This is a genomic window from Paracoccus chinensis (assembly GCF_900102885.1).
GTDB classification, from domain to species: domain Bacteria; phylum Pseudomonadota; class Alphaproteobacteria; order Rhodobacterales; family Rhodobacteraceae; genus Paracoccus; species Paracoccus chinensis.
The window spans coordinates 1-22,091 of record NZ_FNGE01000027.1 but is presented as its reverse complement, the minus strand read 5'-3'; the positions used below and the strand labels follow the sequence as shown (position 1 = coordinate 22,091).

At 65.8% G+C, this 22,091-nt stretch carries 18 protein-coding genes and 1 tRNA gene; 1 reads left to right on the top strand and 18 read right to left on the bottom strand.

Annotation, left to right across the window (positions count from 1 at the left end):
* The 18 genes from BLQ03_RS16220 to BLQ03_RS16135 all read right to left on the bottom strand — a co-directional run.
* On the bottom strand, positions 1 to 93 hold a 93-nt coding region (locus tag BLQ03_RS16220), incomplete at its 3' end, for a GTP-binding protein (RefSeq protein ID WP_023878051.1).
* Between the two features lie 60 nt (positions 94 to 153).
* On the bottom strand, positions 154 to 2,277 hold the full coding sequence (fusA, locus tag BLQ03_RS16215; RefSeq protein ID WP_090757362.1) for an elongation factor G: 2,124 nt from the start codon (positions 2,275 to 2,277) through the stop codon (positions 154 to 156).
* A 12-nt stretch (positions 2,278 to 2,289) separates the two neighbouring features.
* Positions 2,290 to 2,760: a 30S ribosomal protein S7 gene (rpsG, locus tag BLQ03_RS16210; protein WP_036703027.1), complete on the bottom strand. Its 471-nt coding sequence runs from the start codon at positions 2,758 to 2,760 to the stop codon at positions 2,290 to 2,292.
* Between the two features lie 11 nt (positions 2,761 to 2,771).
* Positions 2,772 to 3,143: a 30S ribosomal protein S12 gene (gene rpsL / locus BLQ03_RS16205; RefSeq protein WP_036707536.1), complete on the bottom strand. Its 372-nt coding sequence runs from the start codon at positions 3,141 to 3,143 to the stop codon at positions 2,772 to 2,774.
* 248 nt (positions 3,144 to 3,391) lie between these two features.
* A complete protein-coding gene (locus tag BLQ03_RS16200; protein ID WP_090757361.1) occupies positions 3,392 to 4,240 on the bottom strand; it encodes a glycosyltransferase in 849 nt (282 codons plus the stop codon).
* Positions 4,240 to 5,184, bottom strand: a complete 945-nt coding sequence (locus BLQ03_RS16195; RefSeq protein ID WP_090757360.1) for a DMT family transporter — start codon at positions 5,182 to 5,184, stop codon at positions 4,240 to 4,242. Before BLQ03_RS16195 ends, BLQ03_RS16200 begins: the two co-directional genes overlap by 1 nt.
* 241 nt (positions 5,185 to 5,425) lie before the next feature.
* On the bottom strand, positions 5,426 to 9,649 hold the full coding sequence (gene rpoC / locus BLQ03_RS16190; RefSeq protein ID WP_090757359.1) for a DNA-directed RNA polymerase subunit beta': 4,224 nt from the start codon (positions 9,647 to 9,649) through the stop codon (positions 5,426 to 5,428).
* A gap of 88 nt (positions 9,650 to 9,737) precedes the next feature.
* Positions 9,738 to 13,892: a DNA-directed RNA polymerase subunit beta gene (gene rpoB, locus BLQ03_RS16185; RefSeq protein ID WP_090757358.1), complete on the bottom strand. Its 4,155-nt coding sequence runs from the start codon at positions 13,890 to 13,892 to the stop codon at positions 9,738 to 9,740.
* A gap of 245 nt (positions 13,893 to 14,137) precedes the next feature.
* Positions 14,138 to 14,515 carry a 50S ribosomal protein L7/L12 gene (rplL, locus tag BLQ03_RS16180; protein ID WP_090757357.1) on the bottom strand — a complete coding sequence of 126 codons (378 nt, stop codon included), beginning with the start codon at positions 14,513 to 14,515 and terminating at the stop codon, positions 14,138 to 14,140.
* A gap of 69 nt (positions 14,516 to 14,584) precedes the next feature.
* The gene (gene rplJ / locus BLQ03_RS16175; RefSeq protein ID WP_090757356.1) at positions 14,585 to 15,100 is read right to left on the bottom strand and encodes a 50S ribosomal protein L10; all 516 of its coding nucleotides are present in this window, start codon (positions 15,098 to 15,100) and stop codon (positions 14,585 to 14,587) included.
* Between the two features lie 330 nt (positions 15,101 to 15,430).
* Complete coding sequence (gene rplA / locus BLQ03_RS16170; protein WP_090757355.1) at positions 15,431 to 16,129, bottom strand: 50S ribosomal protein L1; 699 nt, start codon at positions 16,127 to 16,129, stop codon at positions 15,431 to 15,433.
* A gap of 5 nt (positions 16,130 to 16,134) precedes the next feature.
* Positions 16,135 to 16,587 (bottom strand): 50S ribosomal protein L11, encoded by a 453-nt coding sequence (gene rplK / locus BLQ03_RS16165; RefSeq protein ID WP_090757354.1) that lies wholly within the window; start codon positions 16,585 to 16,587, stop codon positions 16,135 to 16,137.
* Between the two features lie 102 nt (positions 16,588 to 16,689).
* A complete protein-coding gene (gene nusG, locus BLQ03_RS16160) occupies positions 16,690 to 17,229 on the bottom strand; it encodes a transcription termination/antitermination protein NusG (RefSeq protein WP_090757353.1) in 540 nt (179 codons plus the stop codon).
* A 148-nt stretch (positions 17,230 to 17,377) separates the two neighbouring features.
* Complete coding sequence (gene secE, locus BLQ03_RS16155; RefSeq protein ID WP_090757352.1) at positions 17,378 to 17,569, bottom strand: preprotein translocase subunit SecE; 192 nt, start codon at positions 17,567 to 17,569, stop codon at positions 17,378 to 17,380.
* 183 nt (positions 17,570 to 17,752) lie between these two features.
* Positions 17,753 to 18,631 (bottom strand): hypothetical protein, encoded by an 879-nt coding sequence (locus tag BLQ03_RS16150; RefSeq protein WP_090757351.1) that lies wholly within the window; start codon positions 18,629 to 18,631, stop codon positions 17,753 to 17,755.
* A 25-nt stretch (positions 18,632 to 18,656) separates the two neighbouring features.
* Positions 18,657 to 18,732, bottom strand: a tRNA-Trp gene (locus BLQ03_RS16145).
* Positions 18,733 to 18,786: 54 nt separating this feature from the next.
* Complete coding sequence (locus BLQ03_RS16140) at positions 18,787 to 20,661, bottom strand: ABC transporter ATP-binding protein (RefSeq protein ID WP_090757350.1); 1,875 nt, start codon at positions 20,659 to 20,661, stop codon at positions 18,787 to 18,789.
* Positions 20,662 to 20,737: 76 nt separating this feature from the next.
* Entirely contained in the window at positions 20,738 to 21,163 is a 426-nt protein-coding gene (locus tag BLQ03_RS16135; RefSeq protein ID WP_090757349.1) for an HIT family protein, read from the bottom strand.
* Between the two features lie 163 nt (positions 21,164 to 21,326).
* Between BLQ03_RS16135 and BLQ03_RS16130 the strand changes: the two genes are divergently transcribed.
* Positions 21,327 to 21,983, top strand: a complete 657-nt coding sequence (locus BLQ03_RS16130) for a GIY-YIG nuclease family protein (protein ID WP_175558919.1) — start codon at positions 21,327 to 21,329, stop codon at positions 21,981 to 21,983.
* Positions 21,984 to 22,091 lie beyond the last annotated feature (108 nt).

Sequence of the window (22,091 nt, the reverse complement as noted above, 5' to 3'; positions counted from 1 at the left end):
CGCCGCCGTCAGCGTCGTCTTGCCGTGGTCAACGTGACCGATCGTCCCGATGTTGACGTGCGGTTTCGTCCGTTCGAATTTTGCCTTTGCCATCGCAAAGCTCTCCTTGAATCTCGGGTGAAGGCGGGCGGGGCTTTCACCCCGCCCGGAGCATCAGGCGTATTTCTTCTGGATCTCGTCCGAGATGTTCTGCGGCACGGCCTCGTAATGGTCGAACTGCATCGTGAACACCGCGCGGCCCGAGGACATCGAGCGGAGGTTGTTGATGTAGCCGAACATGTTGGCCAGCGGCACCATCGCGTCGATGACGTTGGCGTTGCCGCGGCTATCCTGACCACGCACCATGCCGCGACGGCTGGTCAGGTCGCCGATGATCGAACCCGTGTATTCCTCGGGCGTGACCACCTCGACCTTCATGATCGGCTCGAGCAGCTTGGCGCCGGCCTTGCGCAGGCCTTCGCGCATCGCCGCACGGGACGCGATCTCGAAGGCCAGGACCGACGAGTCGACGTCGTGGAAGGCGCCGTCGATCAGCGCGACCTTGAAGTCGATGACCGGGAAGCCCGCCAGCGGACCGGAGTCCATGACCGACTTGATGCCCTTCTCGACGCCGGGGACGTATTCCTTCGGCACCGCACCACCCACGATCTTCGATTCGAACGAGTAGCCCTCGCCCGGCTCGGTGGGGTTGATCTGCAGCTTGACGCGGGCGAACTGGCCCGTGCCACCGGTCTGCTTCTTGTGCGTGTAGTCGATTTCCGCCGGCTGCGAGATGGTCTCGCGATAGGCTACCTGCGGGGCACCGATGTTGGCCTCGACCTTGAACTCCCGCTTCATGCGGTCGACCAGGATGTCGAGGTGAAGTTCGCCCATGCCCTTCATGATGGTCTGGCCCGACTCAAGATCGGTCTCGACGCGGAAGGACGGGTCCTCGGCGGACAGGCGCTGAAGGGCAAGGCCCATCTTCTCCTGGTCGGCCTTCGACTTCGGTTCCACCGCGATCTCGATGACCGGCTCGGGGAAGGTCATGGTTTCCAGAACCACCGGCTTGTTCGGGTCGCACAGCGTGTCGCCCGTGGTGGTGTCCTTCAGACCCGCCAGCGCGATGATGTCACCGGCGAACGCCTCTTCGATCTCCTCGCGGTTGATCGCGTGCATCATCATCATCCGGCCGACGCGCTCGCGCTTGCCCTTGGTCGAGTTCAGCATCGAGTCGCCCTTCTTCAGGGTGCCCGAGTAGATGCGCGTGAAGGTCAGCGAGCCGACGAAGGGGTCGTTCATGATCTTGAACGCCAGTGCCGAGAAGGGCTCGGCATCATCGGCCTTGCGGGCGATGTTGCGCTCTTCCGTCTCGTCGTCGGGGGCAAAGCCCATCAGCGCCGGGACATCGGTCGGGGCCGGCAGGAAGTCGATGACCGAGTTCAGCAGCGGCTGGACGCCCTTGTTCTTGAAGGCCGAACCCGCGGTGACGGGGAAGAACGCGAGGCTCAGCGTGCCCTTGCGGATCAGGCTGCGCAGCGTCGCCTCGTCGGGCTCGTTGCCTTCCAGGTAGGCTTCCATCGCCTCGTCGTCCTGTTCGACGGCGAGTTCGATCATCTTGCCGCGCCATTCGTCGGCGACGTCCTTCAGTTCGTCACGGATCGGCTGACGGACCCAGCTCGCGCCGAGGTCTTCGCCCTTCCAGATCCATTCTTCCATCTTGATCAGGTCGACGATGCCTTCCAGCTTGTCCTCGGCGCCGATCGGCAGGGCGATCGGGCAGGGGGTGCCGCCGGTGCGGTCCTTGATCATCTGGACGCAGTTGAAGAAGTCGGCGCCGATCTTGTCCATCTTGTTGACGAACACGATCCGCGGAACCTTGTAGCGGTCAGCCTGGCGCCAGACGGTTTCCGTCTGGGGCTCGACGCCCGCGTTGGCGTCCAGAAGGCAGATGGCGCCGTCCAGAACCGCCAGCGAACGCTCGACCTCGATGGTGAAGTCCACGTGGCCGGGGGTGTCGATGATGTTGAAGCGGTACTTGGTCTCGGCGGTGCCTTCGGTCGTCGGATCTTCCTGGCGCTGCCAGAAGGTCGTGGTCGCGGCCGAGGTGATGGTGATCCCGCGTTCCTGCTCCTGCTCCATCCAGTCCATGGTGGACGCACCTTCGTGCGTCTCGCCCATCTTGTGGTTCTTGCCGGTGTAGAACAGGATCCGCTCGGTCGTGGTGGTCTTGCCGGCATCGATGTGGGCCATGATGCCGAAGTTGCGGTAGTGGTCGAGAGCGTAAACGCGTGCCATGATGCGCGGTCCTTACCAGCGATAGTGGCTGAACGCCTTGTTGGCGTCGGCCATCTTGTGGGTGTCTTCGCGCTTCTTCACCGCGGTGCCGCGGTTGTTCACCGCGTCGGCCAGCTCGCCGGCGAGCCGCTCTTCCATGGTGTTCTCGTTGCGCTTCTTGGCGGCGTCGATCAGCCAGCGGATCCCCAGCGCCTCGCGGCGGATGGGGCGGACTTCGACCGGCACCTGGTAGGTGGCACCACCGACGCGGCGCGAACGCACCTCGACGGACGGCTTCACGTTGTCGAGGGCCTCGTGGAAGACCTCGATCGGCTCGCGCTTGAGACGGCCCTGAACGCGGTCAAGCGCGTTGTAGACGATCTTCTCGGCGACGGACTTCTTGCCGTCAACCATCAGGTTGTTCATGAATTTGGTCAGCACGCGATCGCCATACTTGGCGTCGGGCAGGACTTCGCGCTTCTCAGCTGCGTGACGACGGGACATGGCTCAGAACCTCACTTCGGACGCTTGGCGCCGTATTTCGAACGACGCTGACGACGATCTTTGACGCCCTGGGTATCCAGGACACCGCGCAGGATGTGGTAACGCACACCGGGAAGGTCTTTGACCCGGCCGCCGCGGATCAGCACGACGCTGTGTTCCTGGAGGTTGTGCTTTTCACCGGGGATGTAGCTGATGACCTCGAAGCCATTGGTCAGGCGCACCTTGGCGACCTTCCGCATGGCCGAGTTCGGCTTCTTCGGCGTGGTGGTGTAGACGCGCGTGCAGACGCCGCGCTTCTGAGGGTTTCCCTGCAGGTGCTGCGACTTGGATCGCTGCACCTTGGGCTGCCGCGGATTGCGGATCAGCTGTTGGATCGTCGGCATTCGGTTCCCCGTCTTGCTTTGCGATACTCGCACCCGGGCTTGGTGCGCCACTTCTCGACAGCCTTTCGCGCCCATCGCGAAACGCCAAACCCATCCGAACCCGGTGTCGGGCTGGACGGGAAGATTTCCAGAGGATCAGGGGCTGGCCCGGATCGTGACCGTTATGGTTCTGGGGTTCCCGTCCGCTTTCGCGCCGGGTGCCGGGCGTATATGCGGATTCGTTCGCAGATGTCAATGATGCGAGGGTTTCAGCGTCCCCATTTCGGCCGGTCCGCCCCCGGCAGCGCCGCCGCCCACGCGGCCCGGTCCAGCGCCGGAAGGTCCACGCCGAAGCGCCGCCCGATCAGCGCCCCCAGGTCGGCCGGGGGATCGGCCCAGGGGAAGTTCGGTCCCAGCGCGCCCGAGTCGTTGTCGTGATGGACCGCCCGCAGGAACATGGGCCGGTCGTTCAGGGCGATGCCGTTCATGTAGCTGCCGATCTTCCAGTGCTCGAAGTCGATGCAGGTCTCGCGCGCATCGGGGCGCTGCCAGATGACCAGCGCGACGCCGGTCGCATGGACATGGCGCGGCAGCGCCTCGACCCCCGCCTCGGTCGCCTTCAGGATCACGCCCCTGGTATAGTCGCAATAGGCCCGTCCGTCCCGACGCAGCATCGGCCCCAGCAGCCGCAGGTCGCGCCGGACGCGGGCCACGAAGTCGAAGGCCACGGCGTCGTCATCGTCATGCTTGAACTGCCCCACCCACTCGGCCGTGGCGTCCACATGGGGATGAATCGCGCGGGCACAGGCGGCGCGGTGATGTTCCATCGGGGGCACCAGTTCCAGCCGGATCTGGGGATGGGCGGCCGCGATCTCGCGCAACCGGCCGAGCCATGGCTGCGGCAGGTCGGGGCCGGTCATGAGGACGAGGGTGTAATCGGGATCGGTCTGCCGGGTCAGGGCGGGCAGCGTCACCGCCTCGAACCAGTCCCAGCGGCGGGCCAGCCGCGCGGGGTCGTAAAGGAAGGCGCGGCGGTCCTCGATCGAGGCGTGGCGGACCTGGAAGCCGCGCCCGCCCAGATAGGAGAAGCGGCAGAGGCCCAGAAGCTGGGCGCGCATCACGGCCCGCCTTCGCGCAGGCGCCCTTCGCGCCAGATGGAATAAAGGCCCGCGCCCACCACCAGCGCGGCACCCGCCCAGGTCCAGCCCGCCGGCCAGAGGCCGAAGATCGCGAGGTCCAGCAGGAAGGCGAAGATCAGCGAGGTGTAGCGGAAGGGCGAAACGAAGCCCACCTCGCCCACGCGCATCACGGCCACGGCACTCAGGTAGCCGATGGCGAGGAAGGCGGTCGAGATCCCGAGGCCCATCAGTTCATCCAACGTGGGCCAGCGCCAGTCGCCCAGGCCGCCCACCAGGGGCGCGGCCAGCATCACCGACAGGGCCGCATAGAAGGCAATGGTGCTGGATCGGACGGCGGGAGTGAAGCTGCGGCTGGCGAGATCGCGCACGACGATCAGCAGCACCGAGGCCAGCGCCAGCACCGCCGCCGCGTCAAAGGCCCCCGTTCCGGGCCGCAGGATCAGCAGCACGCCCAGGAAGCCCACGCCCACGGCGGACAGCCTGCGCCAGCCCAGCCTTTCGCGAAAGACCAGCGCCGCGGCCAGCATCACCGCCAGCGGCAGGGCCTGCATGATGGCGGACAGCTCTCCGATGGACATGAACTGCAGCGCGAGCAGGTAGAGCAGGGTCGAGGAGACCTCGGCCACCGTCCGCAGCGCCAGCATGAAGCGATCGCGCGGGGCCGCCGGCCACCAGAGGACGCCACCGTCGCGCTGCGCGATCGCCCAGAGCAGAGCCGTGACGACAAGCCCGCGCAGGGCGATCGCCTCGGACAGGGGCAGGGTCTGCGTGACCATCTTGATGGCGGTGTCGTTGACCACGAAGGACGCCATGGACAGGACCATGATCCCCGCCGCCAGCATGTTGTCGCCGTGCCGGGTCCGCGGCCGTGGCTCGGAAGCGGGCCGGACGCGCCGGTTCACCGACAGAAGGGGGGTTCGCATGGGAAAACCGTCCTGAGGCAGACCAATCCGGCTTAGGGCTTCGGCAAGGGAATGCAAGGGGGGCGGATCGTCACCCCGGACCTGTGGGTGAGGCTGCCAGGCCACAGCGAAGCATTGAGGATATGGCGGCCCCTGCCCCGTTCATCCCCGAGCGAAGAAGGGCGCAGGCGCAGCCAGCCGGGGCCGGAATGAAAAAGGGCCCGGCGTGGTGCCGGGCCCTTTCCGTGGGGTCAGGACGCGATCATTCCTCGGGCGAGGTGATGACCGTGTCGATGTCGGCGTCCCGGGGCTCGGGCGCGGCCAAGGCGGCAGCCGCCTCGGCCTCGGCGCGACGCGCCTCGATGACCTCGGCATCGCGGTCCTCGGCGATACGCTTGATCCGCGAGGTGGCCCCGCCGGTACCGGCCGGAATCAGCCGGCCGACGATGACGTTTTCCTTCAGCCCGACCAGGCGGTCGCGCTTGCCCTGGACGGCCGCCTCGGTCAGCACGCGGGTCGTTTCCTGGAACGACGCCGCCGAGATGAACGAGCGCGTCTGCAGCGAAGCCTTGGTGATGCCCAGCAGCACGGGTTCGCCCTGTGCCGGACGGCCACCACGGGCCTCGATCTTGGCGTTCTCCTCGTCGAACTCGTCGCGGTCCACGTGCTCGCCCTTCAGCAGAGTCGTGTCGCCCGAGTCGAGGATCTCGATCTTCTGCAGCATCTGGCGGACGATCACCTCGATGTGCTTGTCGTTGATCTTCACGCCCTGCAGCCGATAGACGTCCTGCACCTCGTCGATGAGGTAGTCGGCCAGCGCCTCAATCCCCATGATCCGCAGGATGTCGTGCGGCGCCGGGTTCCCGTCCATGATGTAGTCACCCTTCTGCACGAAGTCGCCTTCCTGCACCGGGATGTGCTTGCCTTTCGGCACCATGTATTCGACGGGCTCGAGCCCTTCCTGTGACGGCTGAACGATGATCCGGCGCTTGTTCTTGTAGTCCTTGCCGAACTTCACCGTGCCGTCGATCTCGGCGATGATCGCGTGGTCCTTGGGACGGCGCGCCTCGAACAGTTCGGCCACGCGGGGCAGACCCCCGGTGATGTCCTTGGTGCGCGCGCCTTCGCGCGGGATCCGCGCGATGACGTCGCCCGCCTTGACCTCCTGGCCGTCCTCGATCGACAGAACCGCATCGACCGACATCGGATAGCTGACCGGGTTGCCCGCCTCGTTGCGGACCGGCTCGCCATCCTCGCCCATGATGATGATCTCGGGCTTGAGGTCGTTGCCTTTCGGCGCCGACCGCCAGTCCGTCACGATCTTCTGGGTCATGCCGGTGGCGTCGTCGGTGTCCTCGCGGACCGACAGGCCCGAGAGAAGGTCGACAAAGCGCGCGGTCCCGCCCTGCTCGGCGATGATCGGCAGGGTGTAGGGGTCCCATTCGAACAGCTTCTGGCCCCGCGTCACCGCGTCGCCGTCCCGCACCATCAGCTTCGAGCCGTAGAACAGCTTGTGGCTGGCCAGCGCGGTGTCCTGGTCGTTCATCACGTGCAGCTGCATCGAGCGGCTCATGACGATCAACTCGCCATTCGCGTTCTCCAGCACGGCCTCGTTCTCGAAGCGGACGGTGCCTTCCTGGTTCGCCGCGATGAAGGACTGCTGGCCGCCCTGCGCGATGCCGCCGATGTGGAAGGTCCGCATCGTCAGCTGCGTGCCGGGTTCGCCGATCGACTGCGCGGCGATGATGCCGACAGCCTCACCGATGTTGACCAGCGTGCCGCGGGCCAGGTCGCGCCCGTAGCACAGCGCGCAGACGCCGTCCTCGGCCTCGCAGGTCAGCGCCGAGCGGATGCGGACGTTCTGCACGCCCGCCGCCTCGATGGCGTCGGCCTTGCGTTCGTCGATCAGCTCGTTGCGGCGGATCAGCACCTCGTCCGTGCCGGGCACCAGCAGGTCCTCGGCCGCGACGCGGCCCAGAATGCGCTCGCTGAGCGGCGAGATGACCTCGCCGTCGTTGACCGCGGCCGAGGCCGTGATCGCGCGCTCGGTGCCGCAGTCATGCTCGCGGATGATGCAGTCCTGCGCCACGTCCACCAGGCGGCGGGTCAGGTAGCCCGAGTTCGCCGTCTTCAGCGCGGTGTCCGACAGGCCCTTCCGGGCGCCGTGGGTCGAGTTGAAGTATTCAAGAACGGTCAGGCCTTCCTTGAAGTTCGAGATGATTGGCGTCTCGATGATCTCGCCCGACGGCTTGGCCATGAGGCCGCGCATGCCCCCCAGCTGCTTCATCTGGGAAACCGAGCCCCGGGCGCCCGAGTGAGCCATCATGTAGACCGAGTTCGGCTCCATCTCGGCGCCGTTCTCGTCCTGGTGCTTGGCCGAGATGGTGGACATCATGGCCTCGGTCACGCGGTCGTTGCACTTCGACCAGGCGTCCACGACCTTGTTGTACTTCTCGCCCTGGGTGATCAGGCCGTCGAGATACTGCTGCTCGAACTCCTTCACCTGCTCCTGGACTTCGCCGACGATGTCCCACTTGGAGTCCGGGACCACCATGTCGTCCTTGCCGAAGGAGATGCCGGCGCGGAAGGCCTCGCGGAAGCCCATGCCCATGATCTGGTCGCAGAAGATCACCGATTCCTTCTGGCCGCAGTAGCGGTAGACGGTGTCGATGACGTTTTGGACGTCCTTCTTGCGCAGCAGGCGGTTCACCAGTTCGAACGGGGCCTTGGCGTTCTTGGGCAGCAGCGCGCCCAGACGGACCCGGCCGGGCGTCGTCTCGAAGCGCTTGATGACCTCGTTGCCGTCCTCGTCGATCTGCGGCAGGCGGCAGGTGATCTTCGAATGCAGATGCACGGCCCCGGCGGCCAGCGCGTGTTCCACTTCCTCGACCGAGCCGAAGGCCATGCCCTCGCCCACCATGCCGTCACGCTGCATGGTGGTGTAGTAGAGGCCAAGCACCATGTCCTGCGACGGCACGATGATCGGCGCGCCGTTGGCGGGCGACAGCACGTTGTTCGTGGACATCATCAGGACGCGCGCTTCCAGCTGGGCTTCCAGCGAAAGCGGAACGTGCACGGCCATCTGGTCGCCGTCGAAGTCGGCGTTGAAGGCCGAGCAGACCAGCGGGTGCAGCTGGATCGCCTTGCCTTCGATCAGGATGGGTTCGAAGGCCTGGATGCCCAGGCGGTGCAGCGTCGGCGCGCGGTTCAGCAGCACCGGATGCTCGCGGATCACCTCGTCCAGGATGTCCCAGACCTCGGGGCGTTCCTTTTCGACCAGCTTCTTCGACTGCTTGACGGTCGTCGAATAGCCCTGCGCCTGCAGCTTGGAATAGATGAAGGGCTTGAACAGCTCGAGCGCCATCTTCTTCGGCAGCCCGCACTGGTGCAGCTTGAGTTCGGGGCCGGTCACGATGACCGAGCGGCCCGAGAAGTCGACGCGCTTGCCCAGCAGGTTCTGGCGGAATCGGCCCTGCTTGCCCTTCAGCATGTCCGACAGCGACTTCAGCGGGCGCTTATTGTTGCCGGTGATGACGCGGCCGCGGCGGCCGTTGTCGAACAGCGCGTCCACAGATTCCTGCAGCATCCGCTTTTCGTTGCGGACGATGATGTCGGGCGCGCGCAGCTCGATCAGCCGCTTGAGGCGGTTGTTGCGGTTGATGACCCGGCGGTAGAGGTCGTTCAGGTCGGACGTGGCGAAGCGGCCGCCGTCCAGCGGAACCAGCGGGCGCAGTTCCGGCGGGATGACCGGGATCACGGTCATGACCATCCACTCGGGACGGTTGCCCGATTCGAGGAAGGATTCAACGATCTTCAGCCGCTTGATGATCTTCTTCGGCTTCAGCTCGCCCGTGGCTTCCTTCAGCTCGTCACGAAGCTGGTCGGCCGTGGCCTGCAGGTCGATCGCCGACAGCATTTCGCGGATCGCTTCCGCGCCGATGTTGGCGGTGAAGGCGTCCACGCCATACTGGTCCTGCGCGTCCATGAACTCTTCCTCGGTCAGCAGCTGACCGTAGGTGAGGTCCGTCAGACCCGGCTCGATGACGACGTAGTTTTCAAAGTAGAGGATGCGTTCCAGGTCGCGCAGCGTCATGTCCAGCATCAGGCCGATCCGGGACGGGAGCGACTTGAGGAACCAGATATGGGCGACCGGGGCGGCCAGCTCGATATGGCCCATGCGTTCGCGGCGCACCTTCTGCAGCGTGACTTCCACGCCGCATTTCTCGCAGACGAGGCCGCGATACTTCATGCGCTTGTACTTGCCGCACAGGCACTCGTAGTCCTTGATCGGCCCGAAGATGCGGGCGCAGAACAGGCCGTCGCGTTCGGGCTTGAACGTGCGGTAGTTGATGGTTTCGGGCTTCTTCACCTCGCCGAAGGACCAGGCGAGGATCTCCTCGGGCGAGGCCAGCGAGATGCGGATCTCGTCGAACTGCCGCGCCGGGGCGATCGGGTTGAAGGGATTGGTGGAGAGTTCCTGGTTCATCTGAATACCTTGTGAGTGGCGCGGATGGGGGAAGGTGCGTGGGGGCCACGCACCCTGCCGTCAGCAGGGTGCGTGATTACGCGCAGCGTTATTCCCCGTCCTCCGCATCCAGGAGTTCCATGTTGAGGCCCAGACCCCGGACCTCCTTGACCAGCACGTTGAACGATTCCGGCACGCCGGCCTCGAAGTTGTCCTCGCCCTTGACGATCGACTCGTAGACCTTGGTCCGGCCCGCCACGTCGTCCGACTTCACCGTCAGCATCTCCTGCAGGGTGTAGGCGGCGCCGTAGGCTTCCAGAGCCCAGACCTCCATCTCGCCAAGGCGCTGGCCGCCGAACTGGGCCTTGCCGCCCAGCGGCTGCTGGGTGACCAGGCTGTAGGGACCGGTCGAGCGGGCATGCATCTTGTCGTCGACAAGGTGGTGCAGCTTCAGGACATACTTGACGCCCACGGTCACGGGACGCGCGAACTGCTCGCCCGTGCGGCCGTCGAAGACGATCGACTGCCCCGAGGTGTCGAAGCCCGCCCGCGTCAGCGCGTCGTTGACGTCAGCCTCCTTGGCGCCATCGAAGACGGGGGTCGCCACCGGCACGCCGCCCTTCACCTGCTCGGCACGCTCGACCAGGTCGTCGTCGCCCATGTCGCCGAACTCGGCCTCATAGGTGTCGTCGCCGTAACCGATGCGCATCGCCTCACGGACGGGGGTCATGTCGCCGTTGCGCCGGTACTCCTGCAGCGCCTCGTCGATCTTGAGCCCCAGGCCGCGCGCGGCCCAGCCCATGTGGGTTTCGAGGATCTGGCCCACGTTCATGCGCGACGGCACGCCCAGCGGGTTCAGGACCAGGTCGACGGGGGTGCCATCCGCGAGGAACGGCATGTCCTCCATCGGGACCACCTTGGACACGACGCCCTTGTTGCCGTGACGACCGGCCATCTTGTCGCCGGCCTGAAGCTTGCGCTTCACGGCGACGAACACCTTGACCATCTTCATCACGCCGGGGGGCAGGTCGTCGCCCTGGCGGACCTTCTCGACCTTGTCCTCGAAGCGGTTTTCCAGCGCCTTCTTCTGGACATTGAACTGGTCCTGAAGCGCCTCGACCTCGCGGGCGGTGTCCTCGTCGGCGACCGCCAGCTGGAACCACTGGCCGCGCGAGAGCTGGCCCAGCAGGTCCTCGGTGATCTCCGAGTTGGCGCGGACGCCCTTCGGCCCCTTCACCGCGGTCTGGCCGAGGATCAGCGAACGCAGGCGCGCGTAGATGTTGCGCTCGAGGATCGCCATCTCGTCGTCGCGGTCACGCGCCAGACGCTCGACTTCCTCGCGCTCGATCTGCAGCGCGCGCTCGTCCTTGTCGACGCCGTGGCGGTTGAAGACCCGCACCTCGACGATGGTGCCGTAGGCCCCCGGCGGCAGGCGCAGCGAGGTGTCCCGCACGTCCGACGCCTTTTCGCCGAAGATGGCGCGCAGCAGCTTTTCCTCGGGCGTCATGGGAGACTCACCCTTGGGCGTGATCTTGCCCACGAGGATGTCGCCCGGACCCACTTCCGCGCCGATATAGACGATGCCCGCCTCGTCGAGGTTGCGCAGGGCTTCCTCGCCGACGTTGGGGATGTCGCGCGTGATCTCTTCCGGGCCCAGCTTGGTGTCGCGCGCCGCCACTTCGTATTCGTCGATGTGGATCGAGGTGAACACGTCGTCGCGGTGGATCCGCTCGGAAATCAGGATCGAGTCTTCATAGTTGTAGCCGTTCCACGGCATGAAGGCGACGATCACGTTCCGGCCGATGGCCAGCTCGCCCTGGTCGGTCGAGGGACCGTCCGCGATCACCTGGTTCTTCATCACCCGGTCGCCCACCTTGACCAGCGGACGCTGGTTGATGGTCGAGGACTGGTTCGAGCGCTTGAACTTGCGCAGGCGATAGATGTCCACGCCCGCGTCGCCGGCGCCGAGATCCTCGGTCGCCCGGACAACGATCCGGCTCGCGTCCACCTGGTCGATCACGCCACCCCGGCGCGCCATGATGGCGGCGCCCGAGTCACGCGCGACCGTGGCTTCCATGCCGGTGCCGACGAAGGGCGCCTCGGCCCGCAGAAGCGGAACCGCCTGACGCTGCATGTTCGAGCCCATCAGCGCGCGGTTGGCGTCGTCGTTTTCGAGGAAGGGGATCAGCGCCGCGGCGACCGACACCAGCTGCTTGGGCGAGACGTCGATCAGATCGACGGCCTCGACCGGGTTCAGCATGAAGTCGCCCGCCTGACGGGTCGAGACCAGCTCCTGGACGAACTTGCCGTCCTCGTCCAGCTCGGCGTTGGCCTGGGCGACGGTGTGGCGCATCTCCTCGGTGGCCGACATGTAGACCACGTCGTCCGTCACCTTGCCCTCCACCACCTTGCGGTAGGGGGTCTCGATGAAGCCGTACTTGTTCACGCGGGCATAGGTCGCGAGGCTGTTGATGAGGCCGATGTTCTGGCCTTCCGGCGTCTCGATCGGGCACATCCGGCCGTAATGGGTCGGATGGACGTCGCGCACCTCGAAGCCCGCGCGCTCGCGCGTCAGACCGCCCGGCCCAAGCGCCGAAAGACGACGCTTGTGCGTCACCTCGGACAGCGGGTTGGTCTGGTCCATGAACTGCGACAACTGCGACGAACCGAAGAACTCGCGCACGGCGGCCGCGGCAGGTTTCGCGTTGATCAGGTCCTGCGGCATGACGGTGTCGATCTCGACGCCCGACATCCGCTCGCGGATCGCGCGTTCCATCCGCAGCAGGCCGATGCGGTACTGGTTCTCCATCAGCTCGCCGACCGAACGCACCCGGCGGTTGCCGAGGTGGTCGATGTCGTCGATCTCGCCCTTGCCGTCGCGCAGTTCGACCAGTCCCCGGATACAGGCCACGATGTCCTCGTGGCGCAGCGTGCGCTGGGTGTCGGGCGCGTCCAGATCCAGGCGCATGTTCATCTTGACCCGGCCCACGGCGGACAGGTCATAACGCTCGGAGTCGAAGAACAGGCTGTTGAACAGCGCGCTCGCCGCCTCGACGGTCGGCGGCTCGCCCGGACGCATCACGCGATAGATGTCCATCAGCGCGCCGTCGCGGTTCATGTTCTTGTCGGCCGCCATCGTGTTGCGGATGTAGGGGCCGACGTTGACATGGTCGATGTCCAGCACCGGGATCTCGGTGATCCCGTTGTCCAGCAGCACCTTGAGAACGCCGCCGGTCAGCTCGGTGCCGTCCTTGCTGTATTCGGCGGTGATCTCGTCACCCGCCTCGGCATAGATCAGGCCGGTGTCCTCGTTGATGATGTCGCGCGCGATGAAGCGGCCGACGATCCGCTCGAAGGGAACCAGCAGGTTCGTGGCTTCGCCCGATTCGATCAGCTTCTTGACCAGACGCGGCGTGACCTTGTCACCGGCCTTGGTGATGACCTCGCCGGTGTCGGCGTTGACCAGGTCGAAGCTGGGACGGGTGCCGCGCATCCGTTCCGGGAAGAAGCGCGTGACCCAGGGGCCGGCGGCCCCCCGCGAGGCCTTCTGCAGCTTGTAGTCCACGGTGTCGTAGAACGCGCCCATGATCGCGTCCTGGTCCATCCCCAGCGCATAAAGCAGCGTCGTCACCGGCAGCTTCCGGCGGCGGTCGATGCGCGCGAAGACCAGGTCCTTGGCGTCAAATTCGAAGTCGAGCCACGAGCCGCGATAAGGAATGATCCGGCAGGCAAACAGCAGCTTGCCCGAGGAATGCGTCTTGCCGCGGTCATGGTCGAAGAACACGCCGGGCGAACGGTGCATCTGGCTGACGACCACCCGCTCGGTCCCGTTCACGATGAACGTGCCGTTCTGCGTCATGAGCGGCATGTCGCCCATGTAGACGTCCTGTTCCTTGATGTCCTTCACCGCGCGGGTGCCCGAGTTCTCGTCGACATCGAACACGATCAGGCGCAGCGTGACCTTCAGCGGCGCGGCATAGGTCATGTCGCGCTGCTGGCATTCGTCCACGTCGTATTTCGGCTTCTCCAGTTCGTATTTCACGAACTCGAGCGTGGCGGTCTCGTTGAAGTCCTTGATCGGGAAGACCGACTGGAAGACGCCCTGGATGCCGTCTCCGTCCCGGTGGCCCTCGCCCTCGCCCGAATTGAGGAACAGGTCGTAGGACGCCTTCTGGACCTCGATGAGGTTCGGCATTTCCAGGACTTCGCGGATGTTGCCGTAATAGCGCCGGATGCGCTTCTGGCCGACGTAGGATTGCGCCATGTAGGTTTATCGCCTTTCGTCATCGCGCGCCGGCTCGTCGGGGCCCGGGCCGGCGGCTTGCGAACAACAGGGGTGCGGTTCCATTCGTGCCGCGCGTCCCACCGCGCAACTCCCGAACCGCAAACTCGCCCTGAAGGATGTCCGTCCCATCTATGGGGCCGCCAGACATCCTTCAAGACGTGTTCGGCAGGGTCCAGGAAACCCCGGACCCTGCCCTTGTCTTCCAATCCGCGCTGAGGCGCGAATTACTTCAGCTCGACCTTGGCGCCAGCCGCTTCGAGCTTCTTCTTCATTTCCTCGGCGTCGGCCTTGGCCGCACCTTCCTTGACCTTGCCGCCGGCTTCGACCAGGTCCTTGGCTTCCTTCAGGCCCAGACCGGTGATCGCGCGCACTTCCTTGATCACGTTGATCTTGTTGGCGCCGGCGTCGGTCAGGACGACGTCGAATTCGGTCTTCTCTTCCTCGGCAGGGGCAGCGGCGCCACCGGCCGGGCCAGCCATCATGACCGCGCCACCGGCGGCGGGCTCGATGCCGTATTCGTCCTTCAGGATCGTCTTCAGTTCCTGAGCCTGCAGCAGGGTCAGGTTGACGATTTGTTCAGCGAGTTGCTTCAGATCAGCCATTTTTCCGTTCTTTCCAGTCAGGTTGTTCCAACGTCGGGGCTTCAGGCCGCCAGACGGGACGGGATTGCCTCAGGCAGCCTCACGCTCTTCGAGCGTGGACAGGATGCCCGCGATGTTGCTGGCAGGCGCGCCGATCGCGCCGGCGATGCTCGAAGCCGGGGCGCCGATGCAGGCCACGATCGAAGCGATAAGCTCCTCGCGCGACGGCATCTGGGCCACGGATTTCACACCGGCCGGATCCAGAGCGTTCTCGCCCATGGCCCCGCCAAGGATGACGAACTTGTCATTCGTCTTGGCATAGGCATCCGCGACCTTGGCCGCAGCCACAGGGTCCTCGGAGAAGGCGAGCACGGTCATGCCCGTCAGGTAATCGGCGATCGAAGCCGCCGGCTTCCCTTCCAGGGCGATCTTGGCGAGCCTGTTCTTGGCAACGCGGACAGCACCCCCAGCGTCGCGCATCTGCGCGCGCAGGGTCTGCATCTCGGCAACCGTCATCCCCTCGTAGCGGGCAACCACCACGACGCCAGAGCTTTCAAAGATCTGGCCGAGTTCCTCGACCACCTGTTCTTTTTGGGCTCTATCCACGGTTCACTCCACGTTGGGGGTTTCCCCCCGGCTCACTTGTCCCGGCCACACTGGGCGGCCGGGGCGGGTCCTTGGGCGATGGACCCGAGAGCGCCCCAAAGGTGGAACCTTTGCGGAAAAATCTCGACTTCCATCTCGGGAAGGACTTAGCGGCGTTCACGCACCGGCCCTCCGTCTCGGACAGGAACAGGGCAGCCGCGAATCGCAGCCGCACCTGAAGCGCTGTTGTTATCGCGCGCTTCGTGCGAAAACAAGAACCATGCAGGTCCTCGGACACGAAAACGCCCCGGCAACTCGACCGGGGCGCTCTCAAGATGCCAGATAGCCTGCTCAGCCCTGGGTTGCCGAGGTCAGGTCCAGCGACACGCCCGGACCCATGGTCGAGCTGATCGAGACCTTCTTCACATAGGTGCCCTTGGCACCCGAGGGCTTCGCCCGGTTCACCGCGTCCACGAAGGCGCGGATGTTCTGCGCGAGCTTCTCGGTGTCGAACGAGGCCTTGCCGACGCCGGCATGGACCACGCCCGCCTTCTCGGCCTTGAACTGGACCTCGCCGCCCTTGGCGTTGCCGACGGCGCCGGCCACGTCCATGGTCACGGTGCCGACCTTGGGGTTCGGCATCAGGTTGCGCGGGCCGAGGATCTTGCCCAGACGGCCGACCAGCGGCATCATGTCCGGGGTGGCGATGCAGCGATCAAAGTCGATCTTGCCGCCCTGAATGGCTTCCATCAGGTCCTCGGCGCCGACGATGTCGGCCCCGGCAGCTTTCGCTTCCTCGGCCTTCGGGCCACGGGCGAAGACCGCCACGCGGACGTCCTTGCCGGTGCCGTTGGGCAGCGTCACGACGCCGCGGACCATCTGGTCGGCGTGGCGCGGATCGACGCCCAGGTTCATCGCGATCTCGACCGTTTCGTCGAACTTCGCCGTGGCGTTGGCCTTGACCAGCGTGACGGCTTCTTCCACGGCAAGGTTCGCCTTGCCCTCGAAGGCGGCGCGGGCGGCGGCTTGCTTCTTTGCGAGTTTTGCCATGTCGATCAGCCCTTCACTTCGATGCCGATGGAGCGGGCCGAGCCGAGGACGATCTGCATCGCGGCCTCGACGTCGTTGGCCGACAGGTCCTTCATCTTCAGTTCGGCAATCTCGCGGACCTGCTTGGCGGTCACGGTGCCGGCGGTCGCACGGCCGGGCTTTTCCGAGCCCTTGGCGCGGTTGCGCTTGCCCACCGGCTTCAGGCCGGCGGCCTTCTTCAGCAGGAAGGACGCGGGCGGGGTCTTCGTCTCGAAGGTGAACGACTTGTCCGCGTAGTAGGTGATCACGGTCGGAACGGGCGAGCCCGCTTCCATTTCCTGCGTGCGGGCGTTGAACGCCTTGCAGAATTCCATGATGTTGATCCCGCGCTGACCCAGCGCCGGACCGATGGGCGGGGACGGGTTCGCCTGCCCCGCCTTGACTTGCAGCTTGAGGCTGCCGACGACTTTCTTGGCCATGGGGCCCTCTCCTTGTCATCACACCCCACCCGGAATTGGGCACGGGGCCGACTTAGCGGTCCGGCGCGGCGCCCGGTCGGGGCCGCGCCTCCCGCGCACACATCACGAGGTCTTGGAGACCTGCGTGAATTCCAGTTCGACCGGCGTCGGCCGGCCGAAGATCGAGACGGTGACCTTGATGCGGCTCGACACGTCGTCGACCTCTTCCACCATGCCCGAGAAGCCCTCGAAGGGTCCGTCGGTCACGTTCACCTTCTCGCCAACCTCGAAGCGGATCAGGTTGCGCGGCGCAACCTCGGCCCCGCCCTGGCCCGAGCGGTTCAGCATCGCGTTCACCTCGTCGTCGCGCATGGGCATGGGCTTGCCATGGGCGCCGAGGAAACCGGTGACGCGGTTGATCGAGTTCACCAGGTGATAGGTCTTGTCCGACAGGTCCATGTGGACCAGCACGTAGCCGGGCATGAAGCGGCGTTCCGACGTGACCTTCTTGCCGCGCCGGATCTCGATCACTTCCTCGGTGGGCACCACCACGTCGTCGATCTCGTCTTCCAGGCCCTTCTCGGCCACGGCCTGACGGATCGCCTCGGCCACCTTCTTCTCGAAGTTGGACAGGACGCTGACCGAATACCACCGCTTTGCCATCGACTGCTCGTCCCCTGCTTCAACTCTGCGGCCGCGCGGGCCGGCTTGGGCCCGAAAACTGAAACGGCGCGCATACCGAATCGATGCACGCCGGTCGCCGGGCAGGTCGGCCGGACATATCCGCCCGGGCCGCAGATTGCAAGCGCGGTCAGCCGACCGCGGTCAGGACTGTCGTCACGCCCCAGCGGATCAGTAGGTCCACCAGGAAGAAGAACAGGCTGAACAGGCCAGCCATGACGAAGACCATGATCGTCGTGGTGACGACCTCGCGCCGGCCCGGCCAGACGATCTTGGCGGCTTCGGCGCGGACCTGGCTGATGAACTGGGCGGGGTTGGTCATGGGAGTCCCTTGCGTTGCAGCGGCCCAGATAAGCCTCCGGCCCCGCGATGGCAAGGCCGCAGGCACGTCACGGCAGCCGCGGCGCCCGATGCCGCACCCGCCAACCGGAGGGTCTCGGCCCCATGAAGGCCCTTTTCTGCCGTGGGAGCAGAGGCCAAGGCAGGGTGTCCGCAGCCGGCAGCCTCAGGGCCGCAGCAGCGTCGTGCGCTCGAGCCTCGCCAGTCGTTCAAGGTCGGCGGCATAGGCCTCGCGGCAGCGGGTGGCCGTTTCGGGGTCCATCAGCCCCGGCGCGGGGGCGCCCGGGCCGCGTGGGTGGCGCGCCTTGGCATCGCGCGCTAGCCGGGCCAGGTCGGCCTCGGGCTGGCCCAAGGCCCGTTCCAGCACCTTGGCATAGGCGGGCTGCGACAGACCCACGATCGCGGGCGGCGGGTTCTCGGCCCCGGCTGCAAGTGCCCCGGGGAGCATCTGCGCCAGGATCTGCGGACGCAGGGCGCCGTAATCCTCGTAGGGCCAGATGACCAGTCGTGCCACGCCGCGGACCGACAGCAGGCGTTCGGCCAGATGTGTCCAGGACAGGCGGGCCGGGTCGAAGCCGTCCAGATAGTCGGCCACCAGCAGCTCGTGGCCCCCCATCACCTGCATGGCGAAGGCCGAGGTCAGGAAGGCGCAGGGCTCTCGCACGGCAAGAAGGACCGTGGCGGGGCGATGCCGCAGCATCCCGGTCAGACGCGCGACCCGCGCCCGTGCCTGCGGGTAGATGACGTGACCCTCGCCCATCAGCCCCTCGCGCCGCAGGCTGCCGAGGATGTTCTCTTCCGAGATCATCACCTCGGGCCAAGTGGCGCAGGTCACGTCCAGCCGCCGGCGCAGCCGCCCGCGCAGGCGGGCTGCGTCAGGCCCCTCGCCCAGCGCGGCCCCCAGCCGGGTCACGCCGCCGCGCCAGTGCTGGACGTCCGAATAATGGATGCCCGAAGCCAGCATCCTCGGGATCAGCCCGCGCAGCGTCTGCTGCAGATGAGTGGATGCGGTCTTGTGCGCCCCCAGATGGACCGTCAGCGACATGGCGCGGCGTCCTCGATGGGCGGTCTGGCAGGGGCAGGGGGACTCGAACCCACGACCCTCGGTTTTGGAGACCGATGCTCTACCAACTGAGCTATACCCCTAGGCCGAGCGCCGGATTACGGCAGGATCGGCGGTGGCGCAAGATGAAACTGCGCTCATGCCTGAAGCGGCTCGGGGACCATATCCGGCGCGGCGACCAGAAAGCCGCCCGACTGCCGCGCCCAGAGCCGGGCGTAAAGCCCGCCCGCCGCCAGCAGCTCGGCATGGGTGCCCTGCTCGACGATCCGGCCCCGGTCCATGACCACCAGCCGGTCCATCGCGGCGATGGTGGACAGGCGGTGCGCGATGGCGATCACGGTCTTGCCGGCCATCAGCCGTTCGAGTTGAGCCTGGATCGCGGCCTCGACCTCGCTGTCGAGCGCGCTCGTCGCCTCGTCCAGCATCAGGATCGGCGCGTCCTTCAGCGCCACGCGGGCGATGGCGATGCGCTGGCGCTGGCCGCCCGACAGCTTCACGCCCCGCTCGCCCGCATGGGCATCAAGGCCCCGACGTCCCTCGTTGTCAGCCAGTCGCGGGATGAACTCGGCGGCTTCGGCCATCCTCGTCGCGGCCTCGATCTGCGCAGGCGAGGCATCCGGGCGGCCGTAGGCGATATTGTCGCGGACCGAGCGGTGCAGCAGGCTTGAATCCTGCGTCACCACGCCAATGGCGGCCCGCAGGCTGTCCTGCGTGACCTGCGAGATGTCCTGCCCGTCGATCAGGATGCGCCCCGATTCGACGTCATGGAAGCGCAGCAGCAGGTTGATGAGCGTGGACTTCCCCGCGCCCGAGCGGCCGACGAGGCCGATCCGCTCGCCCGGCCGGATGTCCAGCGTCAGGCCGTCCAGCACGGCCAGCGGCCGTTCCGAGGGATCCGCGTCATAGCGGAAGGTCACGTTCTCGAAACGGACGGCGCCCTGCGTCACGGCCAGGGGCATGGCGCCCGGCGCATCCACCACCATGCGCGGCAGGGCCAGGCTGCCGATGCCGTCCCGCACGGTGCCGATGTTCTCGAACAGCGCCGCGAATTCCCACATGATCCAGTGGCTCATGGTATTGAGCCGCATGGCCAGGGGCACCGCGACGGCAACTGCGCCCACCGGAACCGTCCCGGTCGTCCACAACCAAAGCCCCAAGGCCGCCGACGACCCGACAAGCGCCGCGTTCAGCAGGTTCAGCGTGATGTCCTGCGCGGCGGCCAGCCGCATCTGCCGGTGGACGGTGCCCAGGAAACTGTCCATCGATTCGCGGGCGAAGGCTTCCTCGCGCGCGGAATGGCTGAACAGCTTGACCGTGGCGATGTTGGTATAGGCATCGACGATCCGGCCCGTCATCTCGGCCCGCGCGCCCGCCTGCGCCTCGGCCGCGCGGCCCAAGCGGGGGATCAGCACCCACAGCAGGATCCCATAGCCCAGCCCCCAAGCCGCGAAGGGCAGCGCGAGCCGCCAGTCCTGCGAGGCTGCCAGCGCCAGCGCCCCCGCGAAATAGACAGCGACATAGACGGCCACGTCCATGACCTTCATCGCCACCTCGCGGACGGCGAGCGCCGTCTGCATCAGCTTGGTGGCGATCCGGCCTGCGAACTCGTCTTGGAAATAGCCCAGCGACTGGCGCAGCAGATAGCGGTGCGCCTGCCAGCGGATGCGCTGGGGAAAATTGCCCAGCAGCGTCTGGTGCATCACCAGCGCGCTGAGGATGTTCAGCGCCGGCAGCACCGCCAGCAGCAGAACCGCCATCCAGACAGCCCTCTCGCCTTCCAGCGCCCAGAACTCCGAGGGCGGCGTGTCGGCCAGCCGGTTCACCAGTTCGCCCAGATAGCCGAACAGCACGACCTCGCCGATGGCGATCAGGGCCGAGGTCGCGGCCACCAGCACGAGCCAAGGCAACGCCCCGCGCGAGTAATGCAGCACGAAGGCCACCAGCCCGCGCGGCGGCATCCTGGGCGGGTCCTGCGGATAGGGGTCGAGGCGCCGCTCGAACCAGCTGAACATGGCCGTCCTCATTCCTTGTCGCGGCGCAGGTCCAAGCCTTGGGGGGGCTGCCCGGTTCCGTGGCAAGGGGGCGACTTCAGTCCTGCGACAACTCTCGCGCGATCGCGGCCATACGGTCCTGCGGCAGTGGCGGCGGGGGCGAAAAGCCCGCGAACCCCTCGCCCAGGTAGGCCTGCGAGGTCACGTCATGGACCTCGTGCATCGGCACGACATGGGCATGGGCGTGCGGAACATGGATGCCGGTGAAGAACATGGCGACCCGCTCGACCCCGTAAAGCCGCTTCATCCGGCGCGCGAGGATCTGGCTGCAGTCCATGACCCGGGCGGCGAGAGGGCCGGGAATGTCCTCAAACCAGACGTGATGTGCCTTGGGAATGACCAGAGTATGGCCGGGGCGGATCGGATGGAGGTCGAGGAAGGCCATGATCTCGTCGTCCTCATGGACGACATGAGCGGGAAGCTCATGCCGGGCGATGCGGCAGAACAGGCAGTCGTGGGTCATGGTCCTTTCCAGCGAGCAAAATTAGAGCATCGGGGAACGAGGCATAATTAAGCAGTAGATCTATCCCTATAACGAGATAAGTTTCATGGTTCAGCTTCACGAGACTAGCTTTGAGAGATTTTCAATGGTCACTTCGCAACTAGCGCCCCCTGCATCAGTTCTCTTGAGCGAGACAGAAATCGTCTATGTTCTTGTCAATGAGGCGATGCCGGGGATCGTTAAGATTGGTCGAACCAATGATCTGCGCCGCCGTCTTTCAGAACTAAGCCGCCAGTCCGGTGTTCCTGCTCCCTTTGATGTATTCTATGCAGCCAGAGTGAGGGACATGAACCGAACGGAAATCCTCATGCATCAAGCATTCGAGGACCGCCGCCTCCTGAAGAAAGAGTTCTTCCGCGTCTCACCCGAACAGGCACGGGCTGCCCTCCGACTAGCAGAAATCGAAGAAATAACTATCCTCGCACAGCAGTATGCTGTTGTCGCGCTGAATAATGAAGCTGAAAAGCAGGCGGTGCAGGCTGGTCGGAAGCGCCGAGAAAGCAGTCGGTTCTCAATGCTGCGCATTCCTCCTGGTTCCATATTGGAATACCGGCGCGATCGAACAGTGACATGCACGGTCTTCGACGATCGCCACGTCACGTATGATGATGACCAGATATCCTTGTCTGCCTTGACCAAGGTTCTGATACGCGAACTGGAGGGTCGTGAATGGTCAAGTGCCCGAGGTTGGGACCAATGGCTGTATCAAGGCGAGGTTCTGACAGACATCCGCAACCGGCTGATGCCAGAAGTAGGCATAGACGGAGTCGAAGAAGACTAAAGGACTCTTCAGAAAAAAGCCCGCCCCTTTGGGGGCGGGCCTGTCGCGATATCGGGTGGGAGCCCTGGGGCTCCCGTCCGATCACTCGATGATCTTCGACACGACGCC